This window comes from Actinomadura sp. NPDC047616 (assembly GCF_040642915.1).
GTDB classification, from domain to species: domain Bacteria; phylum Actinomycetota; class Actinomycetes; order Streptosporangiales; family Streptosporangiaceae; genus Spirillospora; species Spirillospora miaoliensis.
In genome coordinates this window covers 469,728-487,236 of the sequence record NZ_JBEYTB010000004.1, presented here as the reverse complement: position 1 = coordinate 487,236, position 17,509 = coordinate 469,728, and the positions used below count along the sequence as shown (strand labels likewise).

At 73.4% G+C, this 17,509-nt stretch carries 19 protein-coding genes; 8 read left to right on the top strand and 11 right to left on the bottom strand.

Going from position 1 to position 17,509, the window contains the following annotated elements; all coding sequences use genetic code 11:
- Nucleotides 1-26: 26 nt before the first annotated feature.
- The 3 genes from ABZ801_RS13000 (at nt 27) to ABZ801_RS12990 (ending at nt 3,239) form a co-directional block, all read left to right on the top strand.
- Nucleotides 27-731 carry a response regulator transcription factor gene (locus ABZ801_RS13000; protein ID WP_344957026.1) on the top strand — a complete coding sequence of 235 codons (705 nt, stop codon included), beginning with the start codon at nt 27-29 and terminating at the stop codon, nt 729-731.
- Between the two features lie 2 nt (nt 732-733).
- Nucleotides 734-2,203, top strand: coding sequence for a HAMP domain-containing sensor histidine kinase (locus ABZ801_RS12995; protein ID WP_360696829.1), 1,470 nt, complete (start codon nt 734-736; stop codon nt 2,201-2,203).
- A gap of 202 nt (nt 2,204-2,405) precedes the next feature.
- Nucleotides 2,406-3,239, top strand: coding sequence for an NAD(P)-dependent oxidoreductase (locus ABZ801_RS12990; RefSeq protein WP_344957030.1), 834 nt, complete (start codon nt 2,406-2,408; stop codon nt 3,237-3,239).
- Between the two features lie 31 nt (nt 3,240-3,270).
- Here the strand turns inward: ABZ801_RS12990 and ABZ801_RS12985 are convergent, their stop codons facing one another.
- Nucleotides 3,271-4,041 (bottom strand): class III extradiol ring-cleavage dioxygenase, encoded by a 771-nt coding sequence (locus tag ABZ801_RS12985; protein ID WP_360696825.1) that lies wholly within the window; start codon nt 4,039-4,041, stop codon nt 3,271-3,273.
- Between the two features lie 115 nt (nt 4,042-4,156).
- On the opposite strand from ABZ801_RS12985, the gene ABZ801_RS12980 reads away from it, so the two are divergent.
- Complete coding sequence (locus tag ABZ801_RS12980) at nt 4,157-4,723, top strand: MarR family transcriptional regulator (protein WP_360696822.1); 567 nt, start codon at nt 4,157-4,159, stop codon at nt 4,721-4,723.
- Between the two features lie 19 nt (nt 4,724-4,742).
- On the opposite strand, the gene ABZ801_RS12975 is transcribed toward ABZ801_RS12980, so the two are convergent.
- The 5 genes from ABZ801_RS12975 to ABZ801_RS12955 are packed head-to-tail and all read right to left on the bottom strand — an operon-like array spanning nt 4,743 to nt 8,959.
- A complete protein-coding gene (locus ABZ801_RS12975; RefSeq protein ID WP_360696819.1) occupies nt 4,743-5,396 on the bottom strand; it encodes a helix-turn-helix domain-containing protein in 654 nt (217 codons plus the stop codon).
- Between the two features lie 50 nt (nt 5,397-5,446).
- Nucleotides 5,447-6,661: an ABC transporter permease gene (locus ABZ801_RS12970; RefSeq protein ID WP_360696816.1), complete on the bottom strand. Its 1,215-nt coding sequence runs from the start codon at nt 6,659-6,661 to the stop codon at nt 5,447-5,449.
- A gap of 14 nt (nt 6,662-6,675) precedes the next feature.
- Complete coding sequence (locus tag ABZ801_RS12965) at nt 6,676-7,371, bottom strand: ABC transporter ATP-binding protein (RefSeq protein WP_360696813.1); 696 nt, start codon at nt 7,369-7,371, stop codon at nt 6,676-6,678.
- Nucleotides 7,368-8,423 carry a peptidoglycan-binding protein gene (locus ABZ801_RS12960; protein ID WP_360696810.1) on the bottom strand — a complete coding sequence of 352 codons (1,056 nt, stop codon included), beginning with the start codon at nt 8,421-8,423 and terminating at the stop codon, nt 7,368-7,370. Before ABZ801_RS12960 ends, ABZ801_RS12965 begins: the two co-directional genes overlap by 4 nt.
- Nucleotides 8,420-8,959 (bottom strand): hypothetical protein, encoded by a 540-nt coding sequence (locus ABZ801_RS12955; RefSeq protein ID WP_360696807.1) that lies wholly within the window; start codon nt 8,957-8,959, stop codon nt 8,420-8,422. Before ABZ801_RS12955 ends, ABZ801_RS12960 begins: the two co-directional genes overlap by 4 nt.
- 171 nt (nt 8,960-9,130) lie before the next feature.
- On the opposite strand from ABZ801_RS12955, the gene ABZ801_RS12950 reads away from it, so the two are divergent.
- Nucleotides 9,131-9,787 (top strand): response regulator transcription factor, encoded by a 657-nt coding sequence (locus ABZ801_RS12950; protein ID WP_344957046.1) that lies wholly within the window; start codon nt 9,131-9,133, stop codon nt 9,785-9,787.
- A complete protein-coding gene (locus tag ABZ801_RS12945) occupies nt 9,784-11,052 on the top strand; it encodes a HAMP domain-containing sensor histidine kinase (RefSeq protein WP_360696804.1) in 1,269 nt (422 codons plus the stop codon). Before ABZ801_RS12950 ends, ABZ801_RS12945 begins: the two co-directional genes overlap by 4 nt.
- 4 nt (nt 11,053-11,056) lie before the next feature.
- Here ABZ801_RS12945 and ABZ801_RS12940 read toward each other — a convergent pair whose 3' ends face one another.
- Together ABZ801_RS12940 and ABZ801_RS12935 are read right to left on the bottom strand one after the other, a co-directional pair.
- Nucleotides 11,057-11,710, bottom strand: coding sequence for a lytic polysaccharide monooxygenase (locus ABZ801_RS12940; protein WP_360696801.1), 654 nt, complete (start codon nt 11,708-11,710; stop codon nt 11,057-11,059).
- A 131-nt stretch (nt 11,711-11,841) separates the two neighbouring features.
- Complete coding sequence (locus ABZ801_RS12935) at nt 11,842-12,630, bottom strand: tetratricopeptide repeat protein (RefSeq protein ID WP_360696798.1); 789 nt, start codon at nt 12,628-12,630, stop codon at nt 11,842-11,844.
- Between the two features lie 212 nt (nt 12,631-12,842).
- Here ABZ801_RS12935 and ABZ801_RS12930 point away from each other — a divergent pair, with 212 nt between their 5' ends.
- Nucleotides 12,843-13,322, top strand: a complete 480-nt coding sequence (locus ABZ801_RS12930; RefSeq protein ID WP_360696795.1) for a hypothetical protein — start codon at nt 12,843-12,845, stop codon at nt 13,320-13,322.
- A gap of 81 nt (nt 13,323-13,403) precedes the next feature.
- Here the strand turns inward: ABZ801_RS12930 and ABZ801_RS12925 are convergent, their stop codons facing one another.
- Complete coding sequence (locus ABZ801_RS12925) at nt 13,404-14,120, bottom strand: NAD(P)H-dependent oxidoreductase (RefSeq protein WP_360696792.1); 717 nt, start codon at nt 14,118-14,120, stop codon at nt 13,404-13,406.
- 101 nt (nt 14,121-14,221) lie between these two features.
- On the opposite strand from ABZ801_RS12925, the gene ABZ801_RS12920 reads away from it, so the two are divergent.
- Nucleotides 14,222-15,214 carry a helix-turn-helix domain-containing protein gene (locus ABZ801_RS12920; RefSeq protein ID WP_360696789.1) on the top strand — a complete coding sequence of 331 codons (993 nt, stop codon included), beginning with the start codon at nt 14,222-14,224 and terminating at the stop codon, nt 15,212-15,214.
- Nucleotides 15,215-15,294: 80 nt separating this feature from the next.
- On the opposite strand, the gene ABZ801_RS12915 is transcribed toward ABZ801_RS12920, so the two are convergent.
- Nucleotides 15,295-16,305, bottom strand: a complete 1,011-nt coding sequence (locus tag ABZ801_RS12915) for an NADP-dependent oxidoreductase (protein ID WP_360696786.1) — start codon at nt 16,303-16,305, stop codon at nt 15,295-15,297.
- Nucleotides 16,306-16,479: 174 nt separating this feature from the next.
- Nucleotides 16,480-17,355, bottom strand: coding sequence for a DMT family transporter (locus ABZ801_RS12910; protein ID WP_360696783.1), 876 nt, complete (start codon nt 17,353-17,355; stop codon nt 16,480-16,482).
- Nucleotides 17,356-17,509: the final 154 nt, after the last annotated feature.

The following is a 17,509-nucleotide window of genomic DNA, read 5'->3' as shown; positions in this document are numbered from 1 at the left end:
CAGGTGGCTCTGGCAGCCTGAGGGGCATGCGCCTGCTCATCGTGGAGGACGAGAAACGGCTGGCCGACGCGCTGGCGCGCGGGCTGGCCGCCGAGGGCTTCGCGGTGGACGTGGCGTACGACGGCGTCACCGGCCTGGACCGGGCGGTCGCGCACGACTACGACCTGATCGTGCTGGACGTGATGCTGCCCGGCCTGAACGGCTACCGGGTGTGCGCGCGGCTGCGGGCGGCGGGCGACGACACCCCGATCCTCATGCTGACCGCCAAGGACGGCGAGTACGACGAGGCCGAGGGCCTGGACACCGGCGCCGACGACTACCTGACCAAGCCGTTCTCCTACGTGGTGCTGCTGGCCCGCATCCGGGCGCTGCTGCGGCGCCGCACGCGCGGCGGCTCCCCCGCGATCGTGCTGGGCGACCTCACCGTCGACCAGGCCGCCCGGCGGGTGACGCGCGGCGGCACGGAGGTGGAGCTGACCGCCAAGGAGTTCGCGGTGCTGGAGCAGCTCGCGGTGAACGCGGGCCGGGTGGTGTCGAAACAGCAGATCATCGAGCACGTGTGGGACTTCGCCTACGACGGCGATCCCAACATCGTGGAGGTGTACGTCAGCGCGCTGCGCCGCAAGCTGGACGCCCCGTTCGGCCGCCGGTCGATCACGACGGTGCGGGGCGCCGGATACCGCCTGGCCACCGACGGCGGCGCCCCGCGCACACCGGACGGGGGCGGCTGACCGTGCGGTTCTTCGACTCGGTGCGCGCCCGCACGACGCTGGGGGCGACCGCCGTGGTCGCGGCGGCGCTGGTGGCCGCCGGGCTGGCGGTCGTGCTGCTGCTGCGCGCCAACCTCGCCGGCCGGGCCGACCTGCAGGCCGAGGTGACCGCGCGCGAGATCGCCTCGCACCTGGCCACCGGCACGCCGTTCGACCGGCTGGAACTCGACGACGGCGATGAGCATCCCGTCCAGGTCGTGGACGCGTTGGGCCGCGTACGGGCGGTGAGCGAGGACCTGACGGCCATCACGGGCACCGGCACGAGCGAGGTACGGCCCGGCGCCACGGCGAGCGCGCCCCCCACCCACCACGACGACGCCGACGATCAAGGGGACGGCGACCACGGCGACGACGACACGCCCGGACGCGGCCAGGTCTCCGGAGAGGTGAGCCACTCCACCGGCACCGCCACCGTGGACGGGCACACCGCCGACTACCGGTTCGCCGCCGTCCAGGCCACCACGCCCGCCGGGGAGACCGTCACCGTCTACGCGGGCGCGGGGCTGCAGACCACGCGCGACGCCGTCGGCACGGTGGCGCGCGCGATGCTGGTGGGCCTGCCCGCGCTGCTGATCGTGGTCGCGGTGGTGACGTGGCTGGTGACGCGGCGGGCGCTGCGTCCGGTGGAGGCCATCCGCGGGGAGCTGGCGGAGATCACCGCGTCCGGGGACCTGGCCCGGCGCGTCCCGCTGCCGCGGTCGCGCGACGAGGTCGCCCACCTCGCGGCCACCACCAACGAGACGCTGGCGGCGCTGGAGCGGTCGGTGGCGCGGCAGCGCGGGTTCGTCGCCGACGCCTCCCACGAGCTGCGCAGCCCGATCGCGTCGCTGCGCACCCAGCTGGAGGTGGCCGCCGCGCATCCGGAGCTGCTGGACGTCCAGGGGCTGACCGACGACGTCATCCGGCTCCAGCATCTGGCCGCCGACCTGCTGCTGCTCGCCCGCCTGGACGCCGGGGACCGGCCCGTCGAGGCGAAACCGGTGGATCTCGCCGCGCTGGTCGGCGAGGAGCTGCGCCGCCGTCCCGCCGGCGGGCGCGACCTGGCCGTGCACGCCGACGTGGCCGGCGACGCGCCACCGGTCATGGGCGGCCGCACCCGCCTGGCCCGGGTGCTGTCCAACCTGCTCGACAACGCCGAACGGCACGCCGAGTCGGCGATCCGCGTGTCGCTGGCCGCGTCCGCGGACGGCACGCGGGCGGTGCTGCGCGTCGCCGACGACGGCCCGGGGGTGCCGCCGGACGACCGCGAGCGGATCTTCGAACGGTTCGTCCGGCTGGACGACGCGCGCAGCCGCGACGACGGCGGCGCCGGGCTCGGCCTGGCCATCGCCCGCGACCTGGTGCGCACGCACGGCGGCACGCTGACCGTCGGCGAGGCGCCGGGCGGCGGCGCGCTGTTCGAAGTTCAACTACCGGGAACGAGAGATACCTGAAAAGCTGGGGTCGATCCGCGTGCCGCGCGCGCGGCCGGGGTGACATTCGCCGCATCATCGACGTGGGACAGCGACCGAACCGACGGCCGGACCGGCACCGCAGGCCACCGGTCCGTCAGGCGGAGGCGAAACGTCGTGCGATGCCGCATTATCCTGCCGTGGTGACGACCACAACGGCGTGAATGTCGTGGAGGTACCCCCCTTGAAGATCTTTGTCGCCGGTGCCACCGGGGTTGTCGGGCGCCGGCTGGTCCCGATGCTCGTGCAGGCGGGCCACGAGGTCACCGGGACGACCCGGCGGCCGGAGCGCGCCCGGTCCCTCGCCGACCAGCACGCCACGCCCGTCGTCGTGGACGTCTACGACGCCGGCGCGCTGCGCGAGGCCGTCCTGGCCGCGCGGCCCGACGTGATCGTCCACCAGCTCACCGACCTGGCCGACGAGGACTTCGAGGCCAACTCCCGGCTGCGGGTGGAGGGCACCCGCAACCTGGTGGCGGCGGCGCGGGCCGCCGACGTGGAGGTCATGGTCGCGCAGAGCATCGCCTGGCTGTACGTGCCGGGGACGCGTCCGGCCGTGGAGACCGACCCGCTGGACCCGACCCTGCCCCCGCACGCGGGCATCGCCCCGCTGGAGGAGGCGGTCGGCACCATGCCGCGCGGGGTGGTGCTGCGGTACGGGGCGCTGTACGGCCCGGGCACCTGGTACGCGCCGGGCGGCGCGATCGCCGAGCGGGTGCGGGCGGGCAACCTGCGGCAGAACCCGGGGTGGACCTCGTTCGTGCACGTCGACGACGCCGCCTCGGCCGCGCTGGCGGCGCTGGACTGGCCGGCGGGCCCGGTGAACATCGTCGACGACGAGCCCGCCACGACGGCCGAGTGGCTGCCGGTCTACAGCGCGGCGCTGGGCGCCCCGACGCCGGGCACGGCGCGGCACGCCGCCGCGATCGGCCGTCCGGTGTCCAACGCCAAGGCCAAGAAGCTGGGCTGGAAGCCGAGCGTGGCCACCTGGCGGGACGGCTTCACCGAGATGAGCTGATCCCGCGGTCCGGCGCCCGTCTCGGGGGCGCTCAGCCGAACTGGAAGGATCGCTTGGCCATCCCGAACCAGTAGCCGTCGATCACCGAGCGGCCGCCGGTGCCACCGGTGCCGTCGGCGTCGGCGCCGAGCGCCACGAACAGGGGCGCGAAGTGCTCGGTGCGGGGGTGCGCCAGGCGCGCGGCGGGCGCCTTGGCCTCGAAGTCGAGCAGCGCGTCGACGTCTCCGGCGCCGACCGAGCGCTCGGCCCAGTCGTCGAACTCGACGGTGAACGCGGGGGGCGCGGCGTCGGGGGCGGGGCTCATCGCGCGCAGGTTGTGGGTGGTGAAGCCGCTGCCGACGATGAGCACTCCCTGGTCGCGCAGCGGGGCCAGTTTCCGGCCGATCTCGAACAGCCGCTCGGGCTCCAGGGTGGGCATGGACATCTGCAGCACGGGGACGTCGGCGTCCGGGTACATCTCCTTCAGCGGCACGTAGGCGCCGTGGTCGAGGCCGCGTTCCGGGTCGTGGTGGACGTCCGGCAGCATGCGGCGCACCGCGTCGGCGAGTTCGGGCGCGCCGGGGGCCTCGTAGGTGACCTCGTAGTAGTGCCGGGGGAAGCCCCAGAAGTCGTACACCAGCGGCACCGTCCGGGTGGCGCCGATCGTGAGCGGGGCCTCCTCCCAGTGGGCGGACACCATGAGGACGGCGCGCGGGCGCGGCAGGCCGGCGGACCAGCGGGCGAGCTGGCCGGTCCAGACCTCGTCGTCGGCCAGGGGCGGGGCGCCATGGCTGAGGTAGAGCACGGGCATCCGGGCGGTCATGATCGTCCCCGTTCCACTCGGTCCAGATAGTTCAAACTTTGACAAAAGTCTGTGCGGAGCATACGCCGAGTTGGTTGAAGCTTCAAGTCTTGAATCTTCAAGTAAGCTGGAGGGCATGGCCGAGTACGGGACGCGCTGGCTGGACGCCGAGGAGCAGCAGACCTGGCGGGCCTTCCTGTGGACGACCCGGCTGCTGAACGAGACGCTGGAACGCCAGCTCCAGCGCGACTCGGGCCTGCCGCACACCTACTACGTGATCCTGGCCATGCTGTCCGAGGCGCCGGGCCGGGCGCTGACCATGACCGAGCTGGCCGCGGTCGTGCGCTCCTCGCCGAGCCGCCTGTCGCACGCGGTCAACCGGCTGGAGGAGGCGGGCTGGGTGCGCCGCGCCAAGCATCCGGACGACCGGCGCACCACCATCGCCGAGCTCACCGACGAGGGCTTCGCCGTCCTGGAGGCGGCCGCCCCCGGGCACGTGGAGGCGGTGCGGCGCCACCTGTTCGACCCGCTCAGCCGCGAGGACGTGCTGCGGCTGCGCGAGATCCTGCGCACGCTGCTGGCCCACCTGGACCCCGACGGCGCCGGCAGCCCCGACATCTTCGGCCCCTGCGACGCCGCCGACGGTTCCGACTGCGCCGAGGACGGCGACGGCGGCGGCGGCTCCGGCTGCCCGGCCTGCTAGCACGGCCTGACACGGACGCCTAACGGGCACGCAGCTCCTCCCAGGCGGGGGCGGGGCCGGGCAGCTCGGCGTCCGCGGGCAGCCGGAGCCCCGCCAGGAGGAACGTCAGGTAGCGGTGCCGCAGCCGCCTGGTGCGCTCGTCGTCGCCGACGCGCAGGGCCTGCACGTTCTCCAGGATCACGGCGACGTCGCCGACCTCGATGTCGCGGCGCAGCGTCCCCGCGTCCTTGAGGCGGTCCAGCAGCCGGTGCGTGGCCGCCCGCATCCGCCGCTCCCTGACGGCGATCTCCTCGGTCGGCGGCAGGCCGGCCGCCGGCCGCATGCCGAGCGATCCGGCGCCCAGGTCCAGGCAGCGGCGCATGAAGTCGGCGAACGCCGTCCACGGGTCGCGGTCGTCGGCGAGGGCGCGGTCCACCTCGGCCAGGTAGCGGTCCATGGCCTCGGCGGTGAGCCGCTGGAGCAGGTCCTCCTTGCTCCTGTACCGGCGGTACAGGGCGCTGATGCCGACGCCCGCGTGCCGGGCCACCGCCGCGATGGGCGCCTCGGGGTCGGCGGTGAACACCGCCCGGGCCGCCTCCCGGATCAGCCGGTCGTTGCGCGCCGCCTGGGCTCCGCGCCCGCTCGGCGGTCGCGCCCCGGCCCCGTCCGTGGACCCCCGCGTCGTCGACTCCATGCAGGTCATCGTAAGGAACGCGGGGTTCCGCGCCCGGCCGGGCACCGTCGTCACGGCGCGGCGAGGGCCTCGGTCGGGGCGAGCCGGGCCGCGCGGATCGCCGGATACAGCCCGGCGATCGCCCCGATCACCAGGGTGGCGGCGACTCCGCCGGCCATCGCCCACACCGGGACGACCGTCGGCCACCCCTGGATCACCGCGAACACCGCCGTCACGACGATGCCCAGGCTCACCCCGCCGACCCCGCCGAGCGCGGCCAGCAGCTGCGACTCGGTGAGGAATTGCAGCCGGATCTGCCCGCGGGTGGCGCCCAGGGAGCGGCGCAGGCCGATCTCGGCGCGGCGCTCCAGCACCGAGATGACCATCGTGTTGGCCACCCCCACACCGCCGACCAGCAGCGCCACCCCGCCGAGGCCGAGCAGCAGCCCGGTGAACGCCTGGTCGGTGGCGTTCTGGGCGGCCAGCGCGTCCGAGGGGCGGCTGACCTCGATCTCGTTGGGCGACTCGGGGTTGGCGGTGGCGGCCAACAGGTCGCGCACCTGCTCCACCCGGTCCTTGGCGGCGCGCGCGTAGACCGTGGTGGGATGCCCGTCGAAGCCGAGCCGCGAGCCCGCCGCGTCCCAGCCGATCAGGGCGGCCGAGTCGAGTTCCTGGGCCAGGTCGGCGGGGGCGAGGATCCCGACGACGGTGAACCACTGCTCGCCGAGCCAGACCTGCGCGCCCGCCTGGGCGATGCCGAGCCGCCGGGCCGCCTCGGACCCCAGCACGACCGCCGGGTAGCGGCCGGTGCCCGCGTTCAGCCACGTCCCGTCGGCCATGGACAGCCCGACCGTGCGGGGCAGGTCCAGCCGGGTCGCCAGCACGCTGATCCCGCCGCTCTCGCCCTCGGGGATGTGGTCGTTGCGGTAGACCTTGGCGTCGACCTTGCCGGTGGCGGACGCCGACAGCACGTCCGGGATCCGGCCGATCATGCCGGTGGCGCTCTCGGGCAGTTTGGCGTCGGCGCCGAAGAAGTCCTTTCCGGGAGCGACGGTCAGCAGGTTGGTGCCGAGCCGGTCGAGGGTGGCCTGCAGCTGCGCCCGGCTGGAGGTGGAGATGCCCACCACGCCGATCATCGCGGCGATGCCGATCGCGATGCCCAGCGCCGACAGGAACACCCGCAGCGGGCGCGCCCGCAGCCCGGCCGCGCCCACCCGCAGCACGTCCCGCGGCCCCAGCCGGGCGGCCTGCTCCTCCGGCGTTCCGCGCCGCCGTCTCCACGTCATCGCGGGTCTCCACGTCATCGCGCGACCTCCGCCCCGGCGGCCACGGTGTCGTGGACGATACGGCCGTCGCGCACGCGCACCTGGCGGGGCAGCGACGCGGCGATCTCCAGGTCGTGGGTGATGACCACGACGGCGGTGCCGGACGCGGCCAGCTCGCGCAGCAGGTCGAGCACGCCCGCGCCGGACGCCGAGTCCAGCGCGCCGGTCGGCTCGTCGGCCAGCAGCATCGCCGGTTCCCCGACCACCGCCCGGGCGATCGCGACGCGCTGCTTCTCACCGCCCGACAGCTGGTGCGGCCGGTGCCCGAGCCGGTGGCCGAGGCCGACGCGTTCCAGGGCGGCGCGGGCGCGGCGCCGCCGCTCGGCCGGCGACGGTCCCGCGTACAGCAGCCCGTCGGCCACGTTGTCCAGCGCGGACACCCCGGCGGCCAGGTGGAACTGCTGGAAGACGAACCCGATCCGCCGGGCGCGCAGCACCGACAGCCGCCGGTCCGACATCCGCGACACGTCTTTGCCCTCCACCAGCACCGTCCCCGAGCTGGGCCGGTCCAGCGTGCCCAGCAGGTGCAGCAGCGTCGACTTCCCGGAGCCGGACGGCCCCACGACCGCGACCAGCTCCCCGGCGGCGACCGTCAGCGACACCCCGTCCAGCGCCGTCACCCCGCCGGGATAGGACTTGGTGACCTCGCGCAGCTCCGCGACGGGGATCATGCCGGGACCCCCACCTTCATGCCCTCGGCCAGCCCAGCCCCGGAGACCTCCACCTTGCCGTCGCTGAACACGCCCGTCTCCACGGGCACGGTGCGCACCCGCGAGCCCTCCACGACCTGCACGGCGTAGCCGCCGTCGGACTGGGCGAGCAGCGCGGCGACGGGGACGGCGAGCACGTCCTCGTGCCGTTCGGCGGTCAGCCGCACGTCCACCGGCGCCTTGTCGTAGGAGCCGAGCGCCCGCTGCCCGCGCAGGGCCACGGTGACGGAGATGGTGGTCGGGGACTCCTCGTCGCGTCCCTCCGTGGCGACCCTGCCGACCGCGCTGATCCTGCCCTTGACCGTGTCGCCGTCGGGCAGCTCGACCGTCACCTCGGCGCCCTTGCGGGCCAGCCGCTGGTACTTGACGTCCAGGTCGACGCTGACCACCCGGGTCGTGCCGGTGTAGGTGAGGATCGGGCCGCTCGCCCGGTCGCCGACCTCGGCCTTGCGTTCGGCCACGCGGATCGCGCCGGACGCGACGAGCACCGACCCGGGCGTCACCGTGCCGGTCTCGGACAGGCCGAGGTCGTCCTGCCAGCGCTCGACGGCGGCGGCCGTGGCGGAGTCGTACGTGTCGTCCACCGTGAAACCCGTGTATCCGAGGGCCCGCAGGTTGCGTTCGAGCTGTTCGACGTCGGGTCCCTCGGTGCCCGCCGACAGCGTCCGGTAGACCGGCAGCCTCCCGTACAGCAGCGGCACCGCACGGTTGTCGATCTTGTAGGCGGACCGGCCGCGGGACACGACCGTGCCGGGCGAGGCGATCCAGGTGACCGTGCCGCGCCCGCCCCCGCCGGTCGCGGTACGCGTCGTCCCGTAGCCGAGGGTGCCGTCCACCGTCTGCGTCTCCACCAGCGTGGTGCGCTCGACCGGCTCGGTGGCGGGCGGCAGCGCGGACCCCGCGGCGGCGGGATCGGCCCCGCCGCCACCGCCCAGACCGACCGTGGCCAGGCCGGCGCCGCCGACCACCACCGCCCCGACGACGGCCAGCACCGCGATGCGCGTCCTGCTCACGGCGTGGTCTTCCTTCCGCTGACCTTGCCCCCGCCGGAGCCGCGCTTGGGCGCGTACTTGTCGCACTCCTTCTGCGCCTTCTGCCACTCCGCGCTGCCGGGTGTGGGGCCGGGGTCGCCCTGCTTGTGCCCGATCACGACCTTCCCGTCGGACTCCGGGTCGGGCATGTTGATGCCGTGCTCGCGCATGCACTTGGCCAGCGCGCGCATCTTGGCCAGCTCCTCGGCGGACGGCTTCTTCGGCTTGCCGCCGTCCGGCAGCAGGCGGCGGCACTTGGCCTCGGCGTTCTTCATCACCTCCGCGCCCTTGCCGTCCTCCTTGGTCACGCGGGCGCGCATGCCGCCATTGGGGTCCGGGTCGTCCATGTCGACGCCGTTCTCGCGCATGCACCTGGCGTACTGCCGCATCTTGTCCAGGTCGGCGGCCTGCTCCTTGCGGGAGCTGCTCACGGCGTCCTCTCCGCCGTCACCGCAGGCCGCGGGGCCGAGTGCCAGCACCGGCAACAGGGCCAGGGACGCCAGCATCCGTCGTCTCATCGGTCGCACTCCTCGTCCTCGGCGTCCTCCGGCGCCTCCCGCGCCGGAACACGTGCCGGAAGTCCAGCGCCGCGCCCATAACCCGGGCGTAACCGATCCGGGTTATGCCGGCGTTACGCGCCATGGCGAAGGCTGTTGCCGCACACGGCGTACGACGGAGGACGGGACACGGTGCGGGTACTGATCGCCGAGGACGAGCGCATGCTCGCCGACTCGATCGCCGAGGGCCTGCGGGCCGAGGCGCTGGCGGTGGACGTGGTGTACGACGGGGACGCGGCGCTGGAACGGCTCGGCGTCAACGACTACGACGTGCTCGTCCTGGACCGCGACCTGCCGGTCGTGCACGGCGACGACGTGTGCCGCGCGGTCGTCGACTCCGGCGCGCACGTGCGGGTGCTGATGCTCACCGCCGCGTCCGCCGTGCCCGCCCGCGTCGCCGGGCTGCGCCTGGGCGCCGACGACTACCTGGTCAAGCCGTTCGCGTTCGAGGAACTGCTCGCGCGCGTCCACGCGCTGGGCCGCCGCGCCCGCCCCGCCGACCCGCCGCTGCTGGAACGCGCGGGCGTGCGGCTCGACCCGGCCCGCCGCGAGGTGTACCGCGACGGCCGGTACGTCCACCTGGCGCGCAAGGAGTTCGGCCTGCTCGCCGAGCTGCTGCGCGCCGACGGCGCCGTGGTGTCGGCCGAACGGCTGCTGGAGAAGGTGTGGGACGAGCACACCGACCCGTTCACCAACACCGTCCGCGTCACGCTGATGAAGCTGCGCCGCAAGCTGGGCGAGCCGCCGCTCATCGAGACCGTCCCGGGAGTGGGGTACCGGATTCCATGAACACGCTGGTGCAGGGGCTGCGGCCCACGATCCGGGTCCGGCTCACGCTGCTGTACGGCGGGCTGTTCCTGCTCGGCGGGATCGTGCTGCTGGCGCTGACGTACTTCCTCGTCAAGAGCACCGTGGCGCCGCCGAAGGGCCCGGTGGAGAGCGGGAAGCTGGCCTACTACGGCCAGACGGCGCCGACGACGGCGAACCGGGGCTTCATGGACGTCCCGCCGGACACGCTGATCTCCTCCCGGGAGGCACAGGCGGTGTTCGTCAGGGTCAAGGACGATTCGCAGCAGGAGATCCTGAACTCCCTGCTCACCCAGGGCGGCATCGCGCTGGCCGTGGTGACCGCCGCCGCGTTCGGGCTGGGCTGGCTGTTCACCGACCGGGCGCTGCGTCCGCTGCACGCCATCACCGAGACGGCGCGGCGGGTGGCGCGCAGCCACAACCTCACCGAGCGGATCGCCTACCGGGGACCGCGCGACGACGTCAAGGAGCTGGCCGACACCTTCGACACCATGTTGGAACGGCTCGCCCGCGCCTTCGACGGCCAGCGCCGTTTCGTCGCCAACGCCTCGCACGAGCTGCGCACGCCCCTGGCCATCAACCGCACGCTCATCGACGTGGCCCTGCGCCGCCCGGACGCCACCGACGACGTCCGGCGGCTCGGCGAGTCGCTGCTGGTCGTCAACGGCCGGCACGAACGGCTCATCGACGGGCTGCTCACGCTGGCGGGCAGCGAGAACGAGGTGACCGACACCAGTCCGCTCGACCTGGCCGACGTCGCCGCGCACGTCCTCGACCAGGCCGCGGCCGAGGCGTCGGCGCGCGGGGTCGGCGCGTCCCGCGCGCTGGCGGCGGCGCCCACGGCGGGCGACCCGGTGCTGGTCGAACGGCTCGTGCAGAACCTGGTGGAGAACGCGATCCGGCACAACCACGAGGACGGGTCGCTGTCGGTCGTCACGCGCCGCCGCGGCGGCTGGGCCGAGCTGGTCGTCTCCAACAGCGGACCGGTCGTCCCCCCGTACGAGGTGGAGACCATCTTCGAGCCGTTCCGCCGCCTCGGCACCGACCGCGTGCGCTCGGACCGGGGCTCGGGCCTCGGGCTGTCGATCGTGCGCGCCACGGCCACGGCCCACGGCGGGACGGTCACCGCCGAGCCGCGGGCGGGCGGCGGGCTGGTCGTCACCGTGCGCCTGCCCGCCCGGGAAGAGAACGTCCCGCCGGACGCGGCGCGGCTTCCGGCGGGACGGGATCGGTGGGCGTCGCCCTGACGGCTCAGCGGAAGTTGACGTCGCTGCAGATGTAGTACGTCTGGTCCATGTGCGACGCCTTCCAGACGGTGTAGACGACGTGGCGGCCGCTGCGTCCGGAGACGTTCACGTTGGACACCACGTAGTTGTTGGCGGGCGCGTACCGGGGCGTCTCGCGGACCAGTTCCAGGTCGCTCCAGCGCAGCGGCTGGGTCAGGGCGTTGTAGCCCTGGCGGGTGACGTAGACGCGGATGTAGTCCGCGCCGTGGCTGGCCTGGTCGTACAGGTTGATGGTGAACGTGCTGGAGATGTCCTTCATCTTCCACGCGCCCACGGCGTCCAGGGAGCGGTAGCGGCCGCCCTCGGCCAGGCCGCCGCTGCACAGCTGCCCGTCCCGGACCACGGCCTGGTGGTTACCGCCGACGTTGTTCTGGTACAGGCCGTTCCAGTTCCACATGGCGTTGGGGTTGTCCTGCCACGCCTGCCAGCACATGGGGTCCTGCTGCGCCATGTTCGGGTTCAGGTGGTCGCTGCCCCAGCGCTGCCAGCAGCCGTAGTTGCGGGACGCCGGGTCGATGACGGATCCGTGCGCCGACGCGGTGTCGACCGACACGAGCGGCACGAGCGCCGCCGCGGAGAGCATTGTCAGGGCACGGCGGAGCATTCGGTTGAGGCGCATTACGCGTTCTCCGTTCCGGTGGCGGGGGTTGCCGGATTGGGAGCGCTCCCATGCGGATGCTAACCCGGCGCCCGCAAATGCGTCATCCGGGCCGTGAAATGTTTCACGACCCGGATGACGGCGGTGAAACGCTAATCGCCGGAGGTGCGTCCCCGAACGGTGGAAATGAGGGCGTCACCGCTGTTCGGATCTCCGGCCAGCGCGGCGGCGCGGCGGATCTCCTCGTCGGTCATGGAGCCGGCCAGCCGGATCGCCTCGTGCACGCCGTCCCCGCTGCCCGCGCCGAGCATCGCCAGGAACCAGCGCACGGCCTGCACCGGATCGGGTTCGGTGCCGTAGCCGTCCCGGTACCAGCACGCCGCCACGAACATCGCCGGCGGGTACCCGACGTGCGCGGCCCGCAGATACCACCGCAGCGCCTCCTCGTCCCGATCCTCCTTGGCCAGCAGATTGCCCAGTTCCGTGGCCGCCTCCGCCAGCCCCTGGTCGGCGGCCCCCTCCAGCAGGGCCACCAATTCGTCCCGGCTCATGCACCCGGCGAGCCGTTCCTCCCGCAGATGCAGCAGCGCCAGATTGAACATGGCGTAAGGGTCCCCGGCGACGGCAGCGGGGCGGAACAACTCCACCGCTTTCTCAACGTCCCGTTCCACGCCTTTGCCCGCCGCGTACAAATGCCCGAGCCCCCGCTGCGCGGCCGGATGCTGCCGCTGCGCCGCGAGCGTCCAGTACCGCAGCGCGGTCTCCGCGTCGCCGTCGTGTTCCAGCGCGATACCGCCCAGCGCGTTCTGCGCCTCCACGTCGCCCTCGTCGGCCAGCGCGACGAGCGGCCCCCGCAGTTCCTCCAGCCGCGCCCTCGCCTCCCGGCTCCCGCGTTGCGCGGCCCGAAACGCCTCCACCGCGGCTTCCACAACCGATCCCATGCACATCGCCTCCGGGGAATGGGACGCAGAAAACTCCGCCCGGGATCGCCCCGGCGGCGAGTCCCTTTCCGTCCTGCTCATTCCCGGGCCCGGCTGACGCGCAGGCGGTCCCAGCGCCATCGCCGAACGCCGGTCGGCCGATGGGCCGTTCTGTCGGTGTCCCCTGCTCTACTGGCCGTCGACCGTCTGGCGTACCGGACCGAGGAGTTCCGATGGGTGTGTTGACCGACTACTTCCGCGCGCCCGATGCGGAATCAGTGGTGGAAGCGCTGGAACCCGATGGCAGTCTGTTCGGCTACGGCTTCGACAGAGTCCAGACCAAAGGCGTGGATTCGTGCGTCGTCCTGGGGCAGCTGATCGCCGCCATCACGAAGGTGCCGTGGTCACCGGACCTGGTCAAGGAGACGACGGTGTGGCCGACCACCCCGTATCCCTGGCCGGAAGGCCCCGAAGACGATGACGACCCATGGGTGACGGGGCCGTGGGTGACGCAGCTTGACAGCTCGGTGCGGGACGCGCTGGCAGGAGTGCCGGACGCGGACGTACCGGAGCTGGCCGCCGAGTGGATGCGGGCCGAGGAGCTCGACGTGACGCGCGTCGAGCACATCCAACCGCTGCTCGAGAAACTGATCGAGCTCGCCGTACTGGCCCGCGCCAGGGGAGAGCAGCTCTATTGCTGGGTCTGCCTTTAGGCGCCCCTCATCCGGGCCGGCCGGTGGGCGGCGTGAATTGCCGGCCCTCCTGCCAGGCGAAAGGCGCGTCGACCATTCCTTTCACGCCCGGTGCACGGCCAAGTCGCAGCGGCCCGGGGCGACGTGGGGGCGCAGGACGAGGTGCTCGTCGTAGTCCCCGCCGTGCTCGGCGCGGTACGGAATGGGCGCCGCGGTCGGCAGGCTGCGCAGGCGCCGCCTCAGCTCGGCGGCCGCGGCGCGGTAGCCGCCGGGGGTGAGGCGGTCGGCGCCGGTCAGGACCAGCGGCGGCAGCACCGACATGCCCGTGTACCACAGCGTGCCGTGCAACAGCGGAAACAGCACCTGCTCGGCGTCGCCGTGCACGCCGCGCGGGCCCATGCCCGCGGCGCGCGCGCCCGCCGTGGTGATGACGAACGCGCGCCTGCCCGCCAGGGTGCCCTCGCCGTAGCGCAGGACGCGCCCGTCGCCGTCCCGCACCCCGAACCCGAACCCCTTGGCGAACACCCGGTCGAACCAGCCCTTCAGGATGGCGGGCACGCTGTGCCACCACAGCGGGAACTGCACGACGAGCGCGTCCGCCCACAGGAGTTTCTCCTGCTCACGGCGGACGTCGTGGTCGCACGTGTCTTGGTCGCACGTGTCGGCGGCGTCGTCCACCACGGGGTTCCACCGCATCGCGTACAGGTCGGACTGCCGGACGTCGTGGCCCAGGTCCGCCAGGGTGCGCAGGCCCTCGTCGCGCAGCGCGCCGTTCAGCGAGCGCGGCTCGGGATGCGCCAGAACCCACAGCACGTTCATCGGTCGCGGCTCCTTCCGCTCGGCGTCGTTCCGGCCATGCTGCTCGCCGGGCGTGCGGCCGGACCAGTGGCCCGATGGCCAACATGTGCAAGGATCGGGCCATGGCCGTGTTCCGTGACGACGGGCGGCACCGGGTGGCGGTCCTGGTCCGGCACGGCGTGCTGCCTATGGAGCTGGGCCTGGTGCACCAGTTGTTCGGCACGGCGACGGCACCGGACGGGAGCCCGCTGTACGAGGTGGTGACGTGCTCCACCACGCCCGGCCCGGTGCGCACCGACGCCGACTTCGCCGTCACGGTGCCCCACGGCCCCGAGGCGCTCGGCGAGGCCGACACCGTGATCGTCCCGGCGTCGCACGAGGAGGACGAGAAGCTGCGGCCGGGCGCGCTGCCCGAGCCGCTGGCGGAGGCGCTGGCCCGCGTCCGGCCGTCCGCGCGCGTCGCCTCGGTGTGCACCGGCGCGTTCGTGCTGGCGGCGGCGGGGCTGCTGGACGGGTGCCCCGCCACCACGCACTGGATGTCGTGCGACCTGTTCGCCCGGACGTTCCCGGACGTGACGGTCGACGCCGCCGTGCTCTACACCGACGCCGGACGGGTGCTGACCTCGGCGGGCGAGGCGGCCGGGATCGACCTGGTCCTGCACATGATCCGCGGTGACCACGGCGCGGCGGTCGCGACCGCGGTGGCCCGCCGCACGGTGGTGCCGCCGCACCGCGAAGGCGGCCAGGCCCAGTACATCCCGCGTCCGCTGCCCGAGCCCGGCGTGACCTCGACGAGCCGTGCGCGCGCCTGGGCGCTGGAGAACCTGCACCGCCCCCTGACGCTGCGCGACCTGGCGTCCCGCGAGGCGATGAGCGTGCGCACCTTCACCCGCCGTTTCCGCGAGGAGGTGGGCACCTCGCCGGGCCGCTGGCTGACGCGCCGGCGCGTCGACCTGGCCCGGCGGCTGCTGGAGGAGACCGACCTGACCGTCGACCAGATCGCCGAACGCGCGGGCTTCGGCACCGGCGCGTCCCTGCGCCGGCACCTGCAGGACGCCCTCGGCGTCGCCCCCACCGCCTACCGCGCCACCTTCCGCGGCCAGTCCGGGCCCTAGTCCAGGTCGAGGACGGCCGTCCCGGGGAGGGGGCCGCCCTCGACCGGCGGTGGGCCGCCCCCCTCGGGCCCATGTCGGCATCAGCCGATGCGGACGAGCATCTTCCCGATGTTGGCTCCCCGCATGAGGCTCAGGAAGGCGGCGGGCGCCTGTTCGAGCCCCTCGAAAACGGTTTGTTCATTCCGCAGCGTGCCGTCGGCGAGCCATTCGGCGCCGCGCCGGACCCATTCGGGAGACAGGTGGAGATACGCGTCGATCAGCATCCCGTGCAGGCTCGCGTTCTTGCCCGCCAGATCGAACAGGTTGCGCGGGCCGGGCGGCGGTTCGGTGGCGTTGTAGGAACTGATCGCGCCGACCATCGCGATCCGGCCGCGCTCGCGCAGAAGGCCGATCGCGGCCTCCAGATGGTCGCCGCCGACGTTGTCCAAATAGTAGTCGATGCCGTCGGGGGCGGCCTTGGCGAGCTGCTCGGCGATCGGCCCGGCCTTGTAGTCGATGCCTTCGTCATAGCCGAAATCGGTCACCAGCCTCCGCGTCTTCTCGGGGCCGCCGGCCGAACCGATGACCTTCGCGGCGCCGAGCTTGCGGGCCACCTGGCCGGCGACGCTTCCCACGGCCCCCGCGGCGGCCGAGACGAACACCACGTCGCCCTCGCGCACCGCCGCGACCTCGGTCAACGTCGCGTACGCGGTGAGCCCGGTGATCCCCAGAACACCCAGATACGCCTCGGCCGGTGCGAGGTCGGTGTCGACGACGGTCGCCTCGGCGGCCGCCACGACGGCGTACTCCCGCCAGCCCAGGAAGTGCGAGACGGTCGCGCCGACCGGTATCGCCGCCGACCGTGAGGCCACGACCTCCCCGACGGCGAGGCCGGGCAAGGGGGCATCGAGATCGAACGGCGGAAGATGCACTTTCCCCTTCATCGATTCCCGCATCCAGGGATCCACCGACATCCAGGTGTTACGGACCACGATCTGCCCGTCCCCGGGTTCGGGCACCTCGGTGCGGACCATCGTGAAAACGTCCGTCTTCGGCTCACCGACCGGACGGTAAGCCAGTCGGAATTCGCGGCCGAGCAGCTTCTTGTCCATCGAACATCCCTTTCACATCGCATTGAGCGGGTCTCGCCCACGACAAGAAGTCAACCGTCCACAACCGCGACCAACCATGGCCAGGCGTACCGCACCCATGTCCGATCGTCTCGGCGGCGACGAGCTTTAGCACAGCGATGGCCCGGCCGTCGGTGAGACGGCCGGGCACGGCGGCTATGGGCGGCGGGTTTCGGCGTAGGTGAGCGTTGTGACGGCGGCCAGCAGGAGCAGGGCGCCGGTCAGGGTGGACGGGGTGAGGCGCTCGTCCAGGACGGTCACGGCGATGACGGCCGCGCTCACCGGTTCCAGCAGCATGACGACCGAGGCGGTGGCGGCTCGGACGGCGGCGGCCCCCGCGAAGTACAGCGGGTACGCCAGTGCGGTCGGGACCGCCGCCACGTAGGCCAGCAGGACGAGGACGCGTACCGGGTCGGCGGTGTGCGGCAACAGTCCCTCTGCGGCTGCCAGGGGCAGAAGTACCGCGGCGCCTATGCCGAAGGCCCACAGGGTGGTGGTGAAGGAGTCCTGGTCCGGGCCCGCCCAGCGGGTGAGGAGCGTGGCCACGGCGTATCCGGCGGCTGACAGCAGGGCGAGTGCCATGCCCAGGGGACGCACCGTTCCGGTGTCGTCCCCCAGGACGAGCACCGAGAGCCCGGCGAGGGCTCCGGCCATGGACGCGACGCCGCCCACGCCGAGACGCTCGCCCAACACGAGGCGGGCGCCCACGGCGATGAGCACCGGCCCGGCCCCCAGGGTGACGATGGTGGCCACCGCCACACCCGTGGTCTGGACGGCTCCGAAGTAGGCGGTCTGGAAGACGGTGAGCCCCAGCCCTGTCCCCAGGCGGTGGGAGAGGCGTGGCTGTTTCCCGGACGGACGTACGGCGGGCCGTACGAGGAGGAGCAGGGCCAGGCCGCTGACGTAGCGCCAGAAGGAGACGGCCGCCGGCCCCAGGTCGCTCGACCGGTAGGCCAGGTCCACGGCTGCGCCCGTGGTGCCCCAGGTCGTGCCGGCGATGGCCAGGTACAGAAGTCCGCGTGCGACGGGCACGCGGACGACGGTGTTCGACACGTGTTCGTTCTCCGCGAGAGGAAGTGGTCGTGTGCTTCCGTCCGCGGGCACACCGCACCGTCGCGCGGAGGGACGTTCACCCCGCGCGCTCGTCTGTCCCGGTGGCCCGCCCTACGCGGCGGGAGGGGAGAGC

Bases quoted from the DNA above. Each gene is read 5' to 3' on its own strand.
- ABZ801_RS12965 (WP_360696813.1), bottom strand. From the start codon at position 7,371: ATGATCCCCGTCGCGGAGCTGCGCGAGGTCACCAAGTCCTATCCCGGC.
- ABZ801_RS12980 (WP_360696822.1), top strand. From the start codon at position 4,157: ATGGCCGAGTACGGGACGCGCTGGCTGGACGCCGAGGAGCAGCAGACC.
- ABZ801_RS12975 (WP_360696819.1), bottom strand. From the start codon at position 5,396: ATGGAGTCGACGACGCGGGGGTCCACGGACGGGGCCGGGGCGCGACCG.
- ABZ801_RS12915 (WP_360696786.1), bottom strand. From the start codon at position 16,305: ATGGACAAGAAGCTGCTCGGCCGCGAATTCCGACTGGCTTACCGTCCG.
- ABZ801_RS12920 (WP_360696789.1), top strand. From the start codon at position 14,222: ATGGCCGTGTTCCGTGACGACGGGCGGCACCGGGTGGCGGTCCTGGTC.
- ABZ801_RS12945 (WP_360696804.1), top strand. From the start codon at position 9,784: ATGAACACGCTGGTGCAGGGGCTGCGGCCCACGATCCGGGTCCGGCTC.
- ABZ801_RS12935 (WP_360696798.1), bottom strand. From the start codon at position 12,630: ATGGGATCGGTTGTGGAAGCCGCGGTGGAGGCGTTTCGGGCCGCGCAA.
- ABZ801_RS12985 (WP_360696825.1), bottom strand. From the start codon at position 4,041: ATGACCGCCCGGATGCCCGTGCTCTACCTCAGCCATGGCGCCCCGCCC.
- ABZ801_RS12925 (WP_360696792.1), bottom strand. From the start codon at position 14,120: ATGAACGTGCTGTGGGTTCTGGCGCATCCCGAGCCGCGCTCGCTGAAC.
- ABZ801_RS12970 (WP_360696816.1), bottom strand. From the start codon at position 6,661: ATGACGTGGAGACGGCGGCGCGGAACGCCGGAGGAGCAGGCCGCCCGG.
- ABZ801_RS13000 (WP_344957026.1), top strand. From the start codon at position 27: ATGCGCCTGCTCATCGTGGAGGACGAGAAACGGCTGGCCGACGCGCTG.
- ABZ801_RS12940 (WP_360696801.1), bottom strand. From the start codon at position 11,710: ATGCGCCTCAACCGAATGCTCCGCCGTGCCCTGACAATGCTCTCCGCG.
- ABZ801_RS12955 (WP_360696807.1), bottom strand. From the start codon at position 8,959: ATGAGACGACGGATGCTGGCGTCCCTGGCCCTGTTGCCGGTGCTGGCA.
- ABZ801_RS12930 (WP_360696795.1), top strand. From the start codon at position 12,843: ATGGGTGTGTTGACCGACTACTTCCGCGCGCCCGATGCGGAATCAGTG.